12 protein-coding genes and 1 riboswitch are annotated in these 13,882 nt (G+C 70.8%); of the genes, 4 read left to right on the top strand and 8 right to left on the bottom strand.

Annotated elements, in window-relative coordinates; genetic code table 11:
• Positions 1 to 557: 557 nt before the first annotated feature.
• The 3 genes from ACFWGZ_RS15825 to pth all read left to right on the top strand — a co-directional run bounded on the left by ACFWGZ_RS15825 (position 558) and on the right by pth (position 2,285).
• Positions 558 to 1,163, top strand: a complete 606-nt coding sequence (locus ACFWGZ_RS15825; RefSeq protein WP_382452229.1) for a 50S ribosomal protein L25/general stress protein Ctc — start codon at positions 558 to 560, stop codon at positions 1,161 to 1,163.
• A 62-nt stretch (positions 1,164 to 1,225) separates the two neighbouring features.
• Positions 1,226 to 1,732, top strand: a complete 507-nt coding sequence (locus ACFWGZ_RS15820; protein ID WP_382452228.1) for a DivIVA domain-containing protein — start codon at positions 1,226 to 1,228, stop codon at positions 1,730 to 1,732.
• Positions 1,722 to 2,285, top strand: coding sequence for an aminoacyl-tRNA hydrolase (gene pth / locus ACFWGZ_RS15815; protein ID WP_382452227.1), 564 nt, complete (start codon positions 1,722 to 1,724; stop codon positions 2,283 to 2,285). The genes ACFWGZ_RS15820 and pth overlap by 11 nt, the downstream gene beginning before the upstream one ends.
• 7 nt (positions 2,286 to 2,292) lie before the next feature.
• Here pth and ACFWGZ_RS15810 read toward each other — a convergent pair whose 3' ends face one another.
• Entirely contained in the window at positions 2,293 to 3,906 is a 1,614-nt protein-coding gene (locus ACFWGZ_RS15810; RefSeq protein ID WP_382452226.1) for a fatty acyl-AMP ligase, read from the bottom strand.
• On the opposite strand from ACFWGZ_RS15810, the gene ACFWGZ_RS15805 reads away from it, so the two are divergent.
• The gene (locus ACFWGZ_RS15805) at positions 3,905 to 5,308 is read left to right on the top strand and encodes a DivIVA domain-containing protein (RefSeq protein WP_382452225.1); all 1,404 of its coding nucleotides are present in this window, start codon (positions 3,905 to 3,907) and stop codon (positions 5,306 to 5,308) included. The genes ACFWGZ_RS15810 and ACFWGZ_RS15805 overlap by 2 nt on opposite strands.
• A 34-nt stretch (positions 5,309 to 5,342) precedes the next feature.
• Here the strand turns inward: ACFWGZ_RS15805 and ACFWGZ_RS15800 are convergent, their stop codons facing one another.
• From ACFWGZ_RS15800 to ACFWGZ_RS15770, 7 genes are all read right to left on the bottom strand, one after another.
• Positions 5,343 to 7,118: an ABC-F family ATP-binding cassette domain-containing protein gene (locus tag ACFWGZ_RS15800; RefSeq protein ID WP_382452224.1), complete on the bottom strand. Its 1,776-nt coding sequence runs from the start codon at positions 7,116 to 7,118 to the stop codon at positions 5,343 to 5,345.
• A 41-nt stretch (positions 7,119 to 7,159) separates the two neighbouring features.
• Positions 7,160 to 8,122 (bottom strand): 4-(cytidine 5'-diphospho)-2-C-methyl-D-erythritol kinase, encoded by a 963-nt coding sequence (locus ACFWGZ_RS15795; RefSeq protein WP_382452223.1) that lies wholly within the window; start codon positions 8,120 to 8,122, stop codon positions 7,160 to 7,162.
• 57 nt (positions 8,123 to 8,179) lie between these two features.
• The gene (locus ACFWGZ_RS15790; protein WP_382452222.1) at positions 8,180 to 8,968 is read right to left on the bottom strand and encodes a MetQ/NlpA family ABC transporter substrate-binding protein; all 789 of its coding nucleotides are present in this window, start codon (positions 8,966 to 8,968) and stop codon (positions 8,180 to 8,182) included.
• Between the two features lie 28 nt (positions 8,969 to 8,996).
• Positions 8,997 to 9,653, bottom strand: coding sequence for a methionine ABC transporter permease (locus ACFWGZ_RS15785; protein ID WP_382452221.1), 657 nt, complete (start codon positions 9,651 to 9,653; stop codon positions 8,997 to 8,999).
• Between the two features lie 23 nt (positions 9,654 to 9,676).
• A complete protein-coding gene (locus ACFWGZ_RS15780; RefSeq protein WP_382452220.1) occupies positions 9,677 to 10,675 on the bottom strand; it encodes a methionine ABC transporter ATP-binding protein in 999 nt (332 codons plus the stop codon).
• A gap of 222 nt (positions 10,676 to 10,897) precedes the next feature.
• A riboswitch (SAM riboswitch) is annotated at positions 10,898 to 10,991 on the bottom strand.
• A gap of 88 nt (positions 10,992 to 11,079) precedes the next feature.
• Entirely contained in the window at positions 11,080 to 11,916 is an 837-nt protein-coding gene (rsmA, locus tag ACFWGZ_RS15775; protein WP_382452219.1) for a 16S rRNA (adenine(1518)-N(6)/adenine(1519)-N(6))-dimethyltransferase RsmA, read from the bottom strand.
• 542 nt (positions 11,917 to 12,458) lie between these two features.
• Positions 12,459 to 13,868 (bottom strand): transglycosylase family protein, encoded by a 1,410-nt coding sequence (locus ACFWGZ_RS15770; RefSeq protein WP_382452218.1) that lies wholly within the window; start codon positions 13,866 to 13,868, stop codon positions 12,459 to 12,461.
• Between the last annotated feature and the right edge of the window lie 14 nt (positions 13,869 to 13,882).

The raw sequence follows: 13,882 nt of genomic DNA, 5'->3' as shown, positions 1-13,882 counted from the left end.
TGACACCCCTCCTCGCGTGTGGCCAGCTTCTGGTGCGGCTTGTGACGGGGACTCCACCGCAACGCAAGCACCTACGCAACGCGCAGCCGCCCAACGAAACAGGCGTGCCATCAACCCGCCGAGGGCGCGGTGCCCCCGATCAGATTGCCGGGGGTTCGGGGGCAGAGCCCCTGAGGGGAAGCACGCAACAGAACTCGCCGCAAGCAAGCCAGCCACCCGCCCGGCCGCGTCACGCCCCAGACAAGCCAGCCACCCGCCCGGCCGCGCCCCGCCCCGCCCCGCCCCGCCCCAAGCAAGCCAGCCACCCAGCCTGAACTGCGAAAACCACCCCACCCACCCCCGATTGGCCTCCCCACCACCGACTCACCTACACTGGTCGGGTTGCCTCGGCGAGGGCGAGCTCCCAGCTCGGCGTGATCGACGCGGTGGCTTGATGCCGCGCGTGTTGACCCGTTTCCGCGCTGCTCGCCGCCGCAGGCCACCACCAAGCCTCACCCGCGAACACACTTGTGCACCGCCCCGACGTACAAGGCCAGACTTGTAAGGAGTACCCCACCGTGTCCGAGGTCCGTCTCGCCGCTGAGCAGCGCACCGAATTCGGCAAGGGCGCCGCCCGCCGTACCCGTCGCGCCGGCAAGATCCCCGCGGTGCTCTACGGCCACGGTTCCGACCCGAAGCACCTGGCCCTGCCGGCGCTCGAGTTCGCCCGTGTCGTCCGCGAGCACGGTCAGAACGCCGTCCTCACCCTCGCCTTCGACGGCGGGAACGAGCTGGCGCTCACCAAGACCGTCACCACGCACCCCATCAAGAACTACATCGAGCACGTCGACCTCCTCCTCGTCCAGCGGGGCGAGAAGGTCACCGTCGACATCCCGGTCGTCGTGACCGGTGAGGCCGCTTCCGGCACGCTCGTCACGCAGGACGCCACCACCATCAGCGTGGAGGCGGACGCCCTGAACATCCCGGAGCAGGTCGAGCTCTCGATCGAGGGCAAGGAGGCCGGCACCCAGATCCACGCCGGCGACCTGGAGCTGCCGAAGGGCGCCACCCTGGTCACCGACGCCGAGGCCCTGATCGTGGCCGTCAACGAGGCGCCGTCCGCGGCGGAGCTCGAGGGCGACGAGGCTGCGGCCGAGGCGCCTGAGGCCACCGAGGAGAGCTGAGCCCCATCACGTCGGGCCGCACAGACGGCGCGCCACCCCCTCACGAGGGGGGAGGCGCGCCGTTGCAGTACCTGAGCCCGACCGACGTGAGGTCGAAGACGTTCCGCCGCAAGCGCCAGGGCTACGACCCCGGTCAGGTGAACGAGTTCCTGCTGATCATCGCCGACGCGCTGGCCGGCCGGATGCGGCTCGACCCGGACCACGTGCGCACCGTCCGGTTCGCCACGGTCCCGAACGGCTACGACCCGTTGAGCGTCGACGGCGTCCTGCACCTGCTGGAGTTCCAGGTCCGCAACGGCATCGTGCCGCCCACGGGCCTGAACTCCGGCGAGGACCTGCGCGGGCGCAAGCTGCCGAAGTCCGGCACCGGCTACGATCGCGCCGAAGTCGACGCCTTCGTGGCCCGTGCCGCGGCCAACCTGGACGGCCGGGGCGCCATGACCTCCACCGAGGTCCGCAACACCCGGTTCAGCACCACGTCCGGTCTGCTGGGCAAGGGCTACCAGGTGCAGGCCGTCGACACGTTGCTGGACGACCTCGAGCAGGAGTTGCGGTTCCGTGGACGCTGACCTCGCCCTCATCGTCGGGCTGGGCAATCCGGGCCCGAAGTACGAGGGCAACCGCCACAACATCGGCTTCCTGGTCCTCGACGAGCTGGCCGCGCGCACGGGCGGCAAGTTCAAGGCCCACAAGTCGGGCGCCGAGATCGTGGAGGGCCGCCTGTCCGGCCACCGGGTCGTCCTCGCGAAGCCCAGCAGCTTCATGAACCTCTCCGGCGGCCCGGTCGCGAGCGCCGTGAAGTTCTTCAAGCCCACCACCGTCGTCGTGGTCCACGACGAGCTGGACCTGCCGTTCGCCCAGCTGCGCATGAAGCTCGGCGGCGGCGACAACGGCCACAACGGACTCCGCTCGATCACGAAGTCCCTGGGCACCAAGGACTACCACCGCCTGCGCTTCGGCGTGGACCGCCCGTCAGGCCGCCAGGACCCCGCCGACTACGTCCTCAAGGACTTCTCCACGGTCGAGCGCAAGCAGCTCGCGCTGGAGGTCGACCGGGCGGCCGACGCGGCCGAGGCCCTGGTCACCCGGGGCCTCGAAGCCGCGCAGAACGCCTTCCACTAGCCCGCGGCTAGACCAACGCGGCCGCCGCGGACCTGCGCAGCTTGCCGGACGGCGTCTTCGGCAACGTCCCCGGCGGCTGCACCACCACGGCGAACGGCCGCAGCCCGACCGCGTCCACGACCCGCGCCGTCACCTGCTTGACCAGGTCCTTCTCGGCTTCGGCGTCCCCGGCGGACTTCGACTCCAGCACCACCGCGAACCGCTCGCGCTGGGTTCCCGCGTCGAGCCGCACCGCGACCGCGTTGCCGGGACGGACGCCCTCGACCGAGCAGGCCGCACGCTCCACATCGGTCGGGTAGATGTTCCGCCCGCCCATGATGATGACGTCCTTGCGCCGCCCGCAGACGACGACCTGGCCGTCCTCCACCAGGTACCCGAGGTCCCCCGTGGACAGCCAGCCCTCATCGTCCTGAGTGGCCAGAGGACCGTCCACGGTGAGGTAGCCGGGCGTGACGGCCTCGCCGCGGATCTGCAGCTCGCCCACGTCCCGGACGCCCAGCACCTCGCCCGAGTCCGACACCACCCGCAGCTCCAGCCCCGGCAACGGCGGCCCGAGCAGCGGGAACGCCCGGCCGGTCGGCGACGGCACGGCACGGCGGTCCGCCTCCACGGCATCGGCGTCCACGGTGTCCACCGACAGACCGGTGAACAGCGGCGCGAAGGCGACGCCCAGCGTGGTCTCCGCCATGCCGTAAGCGGCCAGAACGGACTCCGGGCGCAGTCCGAACCGGGCCCCGGCCGCGACGAAGGATTCCACGGCGGCGGGGTCGATCGGCTCGGCGCCGTTCAGCGCGAGCCGCATCGAGGACAGGTCGAACGTGTCCGACGACGAGGCCAGCCGGCGGGCCACGATCGCGTAGGCGAAGTTCGGCGCGGCGGTGATCGTGCCCTTGTGGCGGGTGATCAGGTCGGCCCACAGCGTGGGGCGCGACAGGAAGTCGACCGGGGTGACCTTCACCAGTTCCAGCCCGAACAACATCGGCACGGTCAGGAACCCGACCATCCCCATGTCGTGGAACAACGGCAGCCAGGACACCATCACGTCGGAGGCGGGGTCGAGCGCCGCCGCGATGCGCATTCCCTCCGCGTTGGCCATCAGGTTGCGGTGTGTGATGCGCACCGCCTTGGGATCCGCGGTCGACCCACTCGTCAACTGCAGCAGAGCCGTGGCATCCTCGGGGGTGGGAACAGGAGCAGCGATCGGCTCCGCGTCGAGCTCGGACAGCCTGCGGTAGGGGATCCCGTGCTGGTCCAGCACGGGAGCCAGGGCGTCGAAGGGGCTGCCGAGCAGGACCAGACGCGAGTCGATCATGGCAAGCACCCGCAGCGTGTCCTCGGCCCACTCGGCCAGGTCGGTGCGTGGTGTGGGTTGATGCAACATCGTGACGCTGCCACCACACAGCCATGCGGCCTGCACGGCTGGGGCGATCACGGCTGGTTCGGCGGCGAGCACGGCGATCGCGGTGCCCGGCGCCACGTCGAGCGCACCGGCCATCCGCCGGGCGCGTTCGTGCACCTCGGCCCAAGTCCGGCGGACGGGAGCGGCGGGTTCACCCGTCGTCATGCCCCTGTCCCGGCCGTTCGAAGCCGTCGCCAGCATCACATCCACGAACTGACTCATGTTCGCGATCGTAGTGGCGGCCTTTGGTCCAACAGGGCGAAACGTTATGCCACGCGAAACGCGATACTCCCCAGTACAGGTACGCAGGAGGAGGTCATTGGTGGATCGGGGCGGTCCCGGAGCGCAGCATCGTCTACCCGCGCATCCGGCTCCTCTGCTCTCCGCTCAGGACGTGGCACTGGTCGCGTTCCACCGGCCCCCCAGGGGGCAGCGCGGGTACGACGCAGCCGAGGTGGACTCCTTTCTCGACCGCGTCGAGGCGACCATGCGCAGCAGGGACGCCCTGACGCGCGAGGACGTGCTGAACGTGAAGTTCAGCTCGGCGACCCGCGACCCCGGCTACGACGTCAACGAGGTCAACGTCTTCATGGAGCTCGTGGCCGACACGCTGCGGTCCACCCCGCAACGCCAGCAGGCCTCGGCACCGGCCCTGGGCGCGCACGCCACGTCGCAGGCGATGAGACCCGCGGTCAGACTGTCGCCCGACGACGTCGCCGCCGTGCGCTTCCACAAGCCCAGACCGGGGACCCGCGGGTACCACGAAGGTCAGATCGACGCTTTCCTCGACCGGATCGAGGCCACCCTGCGGGGCAGGGACAACCTGACCGCCGGGCAGGTGCAGGACGCCGTGTTCGGCGAGTCCGCCCCCGGGACGTTCGGGTACGACCAGGAGGACGTGGACACGTTCCTCGACCTCGTGGTCCTGATGTTCGAGACGGCGCCGCCGCCCCGCAAGGCGGTGCCTCCCGCTCCCGTCACGACGCAGCTGCCGCGGCAGCAGCAGGGACCCCAGCAGAGGCGTCCACAACCGCCGCAGCGCCCCCAGCAGCAGGCTCCCGTGCAGCGACCGGCCGCGCCCGCGTCCGTCGACTCTCCGAAGCTCACAGCGGCCGACATCCGCACCATCGCGTTCCACCGCCCTCCCCGCGGCCGCCGCGGCTACCAGGAGTCCCAGGTGGACGCGTTCCTCGACCGCATCGAGGCGACGCTGCTCGGCCAGGACAACCTGACCGGCAAGGACGTCCGCGACATCCGGTTCTCCCGTCCGCTCATCGGACGGCGCGGGTACGACGAGACCGAGGTGGACGCGTTCCTCGGCCAGATCGAGCAGCAGCTCTCCGGCCCGATGCCCAGCATGCCCGCGGTGAAGTCGTGGAAGGACCTGCGCCAGCTGCGGATCCCGCAGGCACCGGCCGGCCAGCGCGGGTACCGCACCGCGCAGGTCGACCGGATGCTCGAGGAGATCGGCGTCGCGCTCGACGGCATGCTGGGGGCGACCTCCGAGGAGGTCATGAAGGCGCGCTTCAGCTACGCGCTGCTCTCCGGCCAGGGCTACGACACGTCGTTCATCGACGAGCTGCTGCCCCAGCTGGCGAACGAGCTGCGCCGCCGGGGCAAGTAGCCCGCGCCCGGGCCGCCGCGGGCCGTCGAGGGGCTCAGCCCTCCACGACCTCCGCCGCCACCATCCACGCCGCCTCGACGTCGGTCTCCTCCGCCAGCACGGCGCGGAGCTCGGCGTCGAGCTTGAGCAGCCGGTCGGGCTCGGTCGCGGCTTCGGCGAGCGCGGCGTGCAGCTCGGCCTCCTTCTTGTGCAGCACTTCCAGCCGCCGTTCCAGCCGGGCCAGCTCCTTGCGGGCGGCGCGCTGGTCGGCGGCGTTGGACGGCGTCTTGCCGGCGGCCGGGGTGGCCGCGGCGGCGCTTTCCCTGTCCCGCAGCGAGTCGCGGCGCTTGAGGTACTCCTCGATGCCGCCGGGCAGGTCGGTCAGGCCGCCGTCGCCGAAGAGCGCCACGACCTTGTCGCAGACGCGTTCGACGAGGTACCGGTCGTGCGAGATCACGACGAGCGTGCCCGCCCACGAGTCGAGCAGGTCCTCCAGCTGCTGCAACGTGTCGATGTCGAGGTCGTTCGTCGGCTCGTCGAGCAGCAGCACGTTCGGCTCGGCCATGAGCAGCCGGCACAGCTGCAGCCGGCGGCGCTCGCCACCGGACAGGTCCGACACCGGCGTCCACTGCTTCTGCGACGAGAACCCGAAGCGCTCGCCCAGCTGCGACGCGGACATCTCGTACTTGCCGAGCACCACGCGGCGGGCGACCTCCTCGATGGCCTCCAGCACGCGCATCGACCCGTCGAGGTCGAGCAGCTCCTGCGACAGGTGCGCGATCTTGACCGTCGCGCCCTGGATCCGCTTGCCCGTCTCGGTTTCGCGCTCCCCCGCCAGCAGCTTGAGCAACGTCGTCTTGCCGGAGCCGTTGACACCGACCAGACCGATCCGCTCACCCGGCCCGATGCGCCACGTCAGGTCGCGCACCAGCACGCGGTCCGGAATGGACAGCGTGGTGTCCTCGAGCTCGATCACCGTGCGCCCCAGGCGCTTCTTGGCGAACGCGAGCAGCTCGACCTTGTCGCGCAACGGGGGCACGTCGGCGATCAGCGCCTCGGCGGCCTCGATCCGGTAGCGCGGCTTCGAGGTGCGCGCCGGCGCGCCGCGGCGCAGCCACGCGAGCTCCTTGCGCGCCAGGTTCTGCCGCTTCTCCTCGAGGGTGTCCGCGAGGCGCTGGCGCTCGGCGCGCGCGTAGATCCAGTCGGCGTAGCCGCCCTCGTACTGCTCGACCTTGCCCTTCACCACTTCCCACGTGCGGTTGCAGACCGTGTCGAGGAACCACCGGTCGTGGGTCACGACGACGAGCGCGGACCGGCGGGCCAGCAGGTACTCGGCGAGCCACCGCACGCCCTCGACGTCCAGGTGGTTCGTGGGCTCGTCGAGCACGAGCAGCTCGAGGTCCTGGATCAGCGCGGCCGCGAGCGCGACGCGGCGCCGTTCGCCACCGGACATCGTGGAGACCACGGAGTCGAGGCCCAGCGCGGTGATCCCGAGTCCGTCCAGAATGGACCGGACGCGGGCGTCGGCCGCCCACTCGTGCTCGGACTCGAACCCGAGCGGGTCGATCACCGCGTTGCGCACGGTGGAGCCGTGCGGCAGCTCGGTCCGCTGCGTCACGACGGCCATCCGCAGCCCGCGCGAACGCGACACGCGGCCGTCGTCGGCGGGCTCGAGCCCGGCCAGCACCTCGAGCAGCGTCGTCTTGCCGCCGCCGTTGAGGCCGACGACACCGATCCGGTCGCCCTCGTTGACTCCGAGCGACACGCTGTCGAGCAACGGCCCGACGCCGAACGACTTCGACACGGACTCCAGGTTGACCAGGTTGGCCATCAAAACCTCACGACTCGGGGAGAAGTACCGCTGAAGGCTACCTACGCGTGCACTTCGGGCGGCGTCGGCTTCGGCTCCTCGGTCGCGATCACCCGCGCGCCGGGCACCGGCCCGTGCGCGACGCGGACCGTGCGGCACACGCCCGCCCCGGCCAGTTCGGCGGCCACGCGCACAGCCGAGTCGCCGTCCTCGCACAGGAACGCCGTGGTGGGCCCGGACCCGGACACGATCCCGGCGAGCGCTCCGGCGCCGACACCGGCGCGCAGGGTCCGGCGCAGGTTCGGGCGCAGCGAGACGGCGGCGGCCTGGAGGTCGTTGCCGAGCAGCAGCGCGAGCTGGCGCGGGTCGCCGGAGGACAGGCCCTCGAGCACCGCCTCGACCTCGCCGACGCGCGGCGGGTCGCCCTCGGCGCGCAGGCGGTCCAGCTCGTCGAAGACGTCCGGAGTGGACAGTCCGCGGCGGTCGAAGGCCAGCACCCAGTGGAACTGGTGCTTGCCCAGCACCGGGACGATCTGCTCGCCGCGGCCCGTTCCGAGGGCCGTGGCGCCGTACAGGGCGAAGGGGACGTCGGCGCCGAGCCTGCCGGCCAGTCCGGCCAGCTCGTCGCGGCTGATCTCCAGCCGCCACAACGCCGACAGGCCGACCAGCGCGGCCGCCGCGTCGGCGCTGCCGCCCGCCATGCCGCCCGCGACCGGGATGGCCTTGCGGATGACGACGCGGACCTTGGGGTCGTCCGCGTCCCTGCCGACGTGCGCGGCGAGCAGCTGGACGGCGCGCCAGGCGAGGTTGGAGGCTCCGGTGGGCACCTGGTCGGCGCCTTCGCCGTGCACCTCGACGCCGGGCTCGTCGGCCACCGCGACGGTGACCTCGTCGACCAGCGAGAGCGCCTGGAAGATCGTCACCAGGTCGTGGTAACCGTCCGGGCGCACGTCACCCACGGCCAGGTGCAGGTTGACCTTGGCCGGGACGCGAACTGTGACCGGGGGTGGAACGACTGCGAGCACCACGTCAGCCTACGGGCGTTCTCGGGTACCGGACTCCTCCCCCGGCCGTCGTCCTCGTCAGACCGGGATGACCGAGCCGTTGTAGGTCTGCTTGATGTAGTCCTTGACCTGCTGCGATCCGAGCAGCTCGGCGAGGTCGGAGATCCGCTTGTCGCCCTTGAGCTCGGTGCGGGTGACCAGGCCGTTGGCGTTCGGGTTGCCCTCGGCCTTCTCCAGCGCGAGCGAGTCGCTGGACGGCTTGAGGCCGGCGTCGATGGCGTAGTTGCCGTTGATGACTGACGCGTCGGTGTCCTCGAGCGACCGCGGCAGCTGGGCGGCCTCCAGGGGCACGAACTGCAGGTTCTTCGGGTTCTCCGCGAGGTCGCGGACGGTCGGCTGGTCGACGGCCTTGAGCTTGATCAGCCCGTTCGCCTCCAGCAGCTTCAGGCCGCGGGCCTCGTTGGTGGCGTCGTTGGCGACGGCGACCTTGGCGCCCGACGGCAGCTCGTCGAGCTTCTTGTACTTCTTCGAGTACAGGCCCAGCGGCTCGACGTGGACGGGCGCGACCCAGTCGACCTTCGCGCCGCTCTCCCGCGTGAACGTCGCGAGGTACGGGACGGTCTGGAAGTAGTTGGCGTCGAGCGAGCCGTCGACCAGCGCCGTGTTGGGCTGCACGTAGTCGGTGAACTCGACGACCTCGATCTTCAGGCCCTTCTGCGCGGCGAGGTTGTCGGCCACGTACTTGAGGATCTGGGCGTGCGGGACGGGCGAGACGCCGACCTTGAGCGTGTCGGACGCGCTCGCGCCGGTCGAGCAGGCGGACAAAACAGTCAAAACGACCGCAATCAGGGCAGCCTTGATACGCATGATGTTCCTTCGGAGAAGTGCTGGTGGTTCAGACGGAGGCGTGCCGGCGCCGGTCGGAGGCACGGGCGGCACGGGTGAAGCCGAGCTGGATCACGGTCGTGAGCACGGCGAGCCACGCCACGGTGCTCCACAGGACCCGGTCGTTGAAGCGCTGGTAGCCCTCGCGGATGGCCAGGTCGCCGAGGCCACCGCCGCCGATCACGCCGGCCATCGCCGAGTACCCGACGAGGGCGATCACGGTGACGCCGATGGCGTTGATCAGCGCGGGCAGCGACTCGCGGATCAGCACGCTCCTGACGATCCGCAGCGTCGAGGCGCCGGTGGTGATCGCGGCCTCGACCACGGTCACGTGCACCTCGGAGAGGATGTTCTGCACGAGCCGCCCGACGAACGGGATCGCTCCCACGGCCAGCGGCACGATGACCGCCGTGCTGCCGATGGAGCCGCCGACGATGAGGCGGGTGACCGACGTGAGCGCCACGAGCAGCACGATGAACGGCATCGAGCGGCCCAGGTCGGTGACGAAGCTCAGGATCCTGTGCACCGCCGCGTTCGGCCGCAGCCCACCCTTGGCGGTGAGCTGCAGCCACACTCCGACGGGAACGCCCAGCAGTGTTGCGATGACCGTGGAGACGCCGACCATGTACAGCGTTTCTCCGGTGGCCTCGACGAGATGCGCGATCACGTCGGACCAAGGTGTTGCAGACCTCACGCAGCTACTCCCTGCGGCCCCTTCAGGGACCTCTGCACCGCACCGCCGGCCTCGCCGATCCACTCGAGGGCGGAGTCGGAGCGCTCGCCGTTCAGGCCGAGGCGGAAGCGCGCGACGGGCGTCTCGCCCAGCCTGGTGAGGCCGCCACCGACGATGTTCAGCTCGACGCCGAACCGGTGGGCCGCCTCGGGCAGCAGCGCGCCGACCGCGGCGAACCCGACGAGCACCACGTCGGCGACCCGGTCGTAGGCGGTCTCGTTGATCGGGTTCAGGTCCACGGCGGGCAGCAGCGCGGAGCTCGTGCGGCTCCCGGCGTCACCGACCAGGTCGAGGACCTTGCCGTGCTCGACGACGCGGCCCTGCTCCAGCACGGCGACGTCATCGCAGATCTTGCGGACCACGCCCATGTCGTGCGTGACGACGAGGACGGTCACCCCCAGCTCGGCGCGCGCACGGTCGAGCACGGTCAGCACGGACCCGGTGGTCTCGGGGTCGAGCGCGGACGTGGGCTCGTCGGCGAGCAGCACGGACGGGTTGGCCGCCAGGGCACGCGCCACGGCGATGCGCTGGCGCTGCCCGCCGGACAGCTGGTCGGGGTAGGCGGTGGCCTTGTCGGTCAGCCCGACGAGGTCGAGCAGCTCGCCCACCCGGGTGCGGCGCTGCGGTCCCGGCACACCGGCGCTCTCGAGCGGCAGCGCGACGTTGCCGGCCGCAGTGCGCTGACGGAGCAGCGAATCCCCTTGCGGCACAACACCGATCTGCCGCCGGGCAGCGCGCAGGGCGCTCCCGTCGAGGCTCGTGATGTCGGTGCCGTCCACGCGGATCGCACCCGAGTCGGGGCGCTCCAGCAGCGCGACGCAGCGGGCGAGCGTCGACTTGCCGGCCCCGCTCGGGCCGACGACACCGAGCACGGTGCCCGCCTCGACGTCGAGGGTGACGCCGTTGAGGGCGTTGACGCCCTGGAAGGACTTGGTGAGGTTTTCGACAGTGATCACTTCTGCTCCACGGCTGCGCGCGACGGCACACACCCCGTGCTTGCGGGGGTGCGCGATCGAGGTTTCTGCTCGGGTGTGTGCGCCACTCGCTCGTGCTGAGTGCGCGTCAGAGGACTCGGAGAAGGCGCCCTAGACGAGGTGGCGACGACATGCAGAAGCGGTGCGACGGCACTGGTCGACAACTCGACGGCGCGTCAGCATTCGCGTGGTACCCATGGTGATCCTCCATCGGTCCTGGCGTTAGCACCTGCCCGCATCCAGCGGGTGGTTGCTGCGACGTCGTAGAGCCAGGTCTCTCAGTCGCTCCGGATGGCAAGTAGCAGTCAACCGGACGCACGTTCGGTTGCGCAAGCCAGAATCCGATTCGTTCGACAGATCACACTGTTGGCCGAAGGATCCCCGGCCTAGACCTCGGCGATCCGGATGAAGTCGATCACGCTGAGCTGTTCGCCCCTTTGCTGGGGATCGATGCCCGCCTTCTGGAGCAGCTCGTCGACGTTGTCCGTGGTGCCTTTCAGAGCAGCGCGCAGGGTCTTGCGGCGCTGGGCGAAGGCCGCGTCGACGATCCCGAAGAGCTTCTTCCTGTCCACAGTGGACAGCGGCTTTTCGTGCCTGGTGAAGGAAACCAGGCCGCTGTCGACGTTCGGCGCGGGCCAGAACACGTTCTTGCCGACCGACCCCGCCTTCCTGGCCTCGGCGTACCAGGCGAGCTTGACGCTGGGGACGCCGTAGATCTTGCTGCCGGGCTTGGCCGCCATGCGGTCCGCCACCTCCGCCTGGACCATCACGAGGCCCTTCCGGAGGGTGGGGAGTTCGTTCAGGAGGTGGAGCACCACGGGGACCGCCACGTTGTACGGGAGGTTGGCGACGATCGCGGTGGGTTGCACCGGCAGGTCCTCCCGGGTGATCTTCATGGCGTCTTCGAGCACCACGTGGAGCTTGCCCGCGTTGGCCGGGTCGTGCTCCTGGACCGTCCGGGGGAGCCGGTGGGCCAGGGGCGGGTCGATCTCGACCGCCACCACCCGGCCCGCGCTGGGGAGCAGGGCCAGCGTCAGGGAGCCCAGTCCCGGGCCCACCTCGAGGACCACGTCCTGTTCGGTCAGGTTCGCCTCTTTGACGATCTTGCGGACCGTGTTGGGGTCGTGGACGAAGTTCTGGCCCAGTTTCTTGGTCGGGCGGATGTCCAGCTCGTTGGCTAGACGGCGGACTTCGGCGGGTCCCAGCAGGCTCACGTGCTGCATTGTCGCAGGCCGGTGTCGGGGATGCGGCCGGGCGGGTTGCTCTCGGATTGCCCGCGGGTTGCCCACGGGCGCCTCTTGGGTTGCTCTCGGGTTCCAGGACGGGTGCTTGTGTTGGGGGCGTGCGGGTTCCGGCGGCTCCCCTGTGTCCCACGGGTCCGCGCCCCGTCAACCACGCGCCCTCTCGACCACGCGCCCTCTCGACCACGCGCCCTCTCGACCCCGCCCCCCTCAACCCCGCGCCCCCTCAACCACGCGCTCCCCTCAACCACGCGCTCCTCGACCACGCGCCCTCTCGACCCCGCGCCTCTGCCCTGCTCGCTCCTCGCGCGCCCGCTCAGCCCCACCCCTCACCGCTCCGCGCGCCCTTCTCACCCCAGGCCCCTCGCCCACCCCGGCCCCGCGACGCCCGGCCTTCCCGTCCCGCCACCGCCCACACCTCCCCCGAGCACCCCGGCCGGCCCATCCCCACCCCGGACACGGCGAAGGCCGCCCGTGGCGAACCACGAGCGGCCTTCGTCCAGGGGACCGAGGAGGGTGCCGGTCTACGGCAGGCCCAGCTTCGCGCGGCAGCCCGGCCAGGCCGAGTACGTGCCGCCGCGGCCGTCGCGCAGCTTCGTGGCGATGGCGATCTGCTGTTCGCGGGTGGCCTGGTGCGGCAGCGCCGCGTAAGCCGTGCCGCCGTAGGCGGCCCAGGTGCTCGCGTTGAACTGGAGGCCGCCGTAGTAGCCGTTGCCCGTGTTGATGGCCCAGTTGCCGCCGGCCTCGCAGCCCGCGAGGCGGTCCCACACGGCGCCGTCGGGGAGGGGCTTGGTGCCCATCACGATCTTCTTGGGCTTCGGCTCCTTGGTGACCGTGCTGCCGAGCTTCTCCCGGCTGATCTCCTTGCCGTTCTTCACCGTCACGCGGTACTGCGAGGTCTGCTCGCCCGGCGTGCCGGGGTCGAGGACCTTCTGCTCGCCCGCGTTCATGTTCGGGTCGTTGGTCTTCTCGACCGGCGGGGCGACCGGCTCGTTCACGTTGATGACCGTGACGCCGGTGCGGGAGATGTAGACCTCGGCGCCCGTGGCCAGGCGCACGTCGGCGCCGGACTGGATCGCGTCCTCCGGGCCGAGGGAGAGGTTCTCGCCCTTGAGGAGCTCGTCGACGGTCAGCGCGGTGGTCTTGACCTCGCGGACCGGGTTCGCGCCGTCGAAGAGCTTGACGTTCTTGAGGGTCTTGACCTCGAGGCTCATGCCCTCGAGCGGGATGTCCTGACCGCTGGGGGCCGACATCCAGGCGCCCTCGAGCGGGACGCCCATCTGCTTCGCGGCTTCCTCGACGGTGACCGAGCGGACCCAGTCCTCGCGGGCCTGGCCGTCGACGCTCGTCTTCAGCAGGCGGCCCCGGTCGAGGCTGATCTTGCCGCCGTCGGAGATCGGGGCGTTCAGCGACGGGGACAGGGCGTCGTGCTCACCGACGACGATGCCCTCCTCCGCCAGGACCTCGCCGACCGTGCCCTCGTAGGAGTGGACGGTCTGCAGCGCGCCGTCGACCTCGACGGTCAGCGACTTGTCCATCGCCATCGCGGTCACGCCGCCGCCGGAGATCGAGACGAGGACCGCGGCCACCGCGCCCTTGAGGAAGCGGCGCTTCCAGGACGAGACGGCGGTGACGAGCACCTGCGGGTCGCTCTTCTCCTCTTCCTCCGTGGGGAGGACGAGGGGCGGCATGATCGTCGTCTCGGCGTTGATGAGACGGATCAGCTCGTCGACGTCGACGTTGGCCGTGGCGAGCAGGTCGTCCGCGTCCGGGCCGAGCACCTCGAGCACGTCCGCGGGCGTGATGGTCAGCGCACCGGCGGGGAAGCTCGGGTGGGGGTCGACGACGCTCACCGACGTCTGCCCGACCGGCGTGAACCAGTCGGTGTCGTCGTTGAAGTCGTACGGAGCGGCAGTTCTGTCGCTTCCAGACACAGGGTCGATACCTC

This window comes from Lentzea sp. NPDC060358, assembly GCF_042725365.1.
In the GTDB taxonomy this organism is placed as follows: Bacteria; Actinomycetota; Actinomycetes; order Mycobacteriales; family Pseudonocardiaceae; genus Lentzea.
Note: the sequence above shows the minus strand (reverse complement) of the source record. Positions and strands in the feature narration are given on the sequence as shown.

Bases quoted from the DNA above. Each gene is read 5' to 3' on its own strand.
- ACFWGZ_RS15800 (WP_382452224.1), bottom strand. From the start codon at position 7,118: ATGGCCAACCTGGTCAACCTGGAGTCCGTGTCGAAGTCGTTCGGCGTC.
- ACFWGZ_RS15810 (WP_382452226.1), bottom strand. From the start codon at position 3,906: ATGAGTCAGTTCGTGGATGTGATGCTGGCGACGGCTTCGAACGGCCGG.
- rsmA (WP_382452219.1), bottom strand. From the start codon at position 11,916: ATGCAGCACGTGAGCCTGCTGGGACCCGCCGAAGTCCGCCGTCTAGCC.
- ACFWGZ_RS15790 (WP_382452222.1), bottom strand. From the start codon at position 8,968: ATGCGTATCAAGGCTGCCCTGATTGCGGTCGTTTTGACTGTTTTGTCC.
- ACFWGZ_RS15805 (WP_382452225.1), top strand. From the start codon at position 3,905: ATGTTCGCGATCGTAGTGGCGGCCTTTGGTCCAACAGGGCGAAACGTT.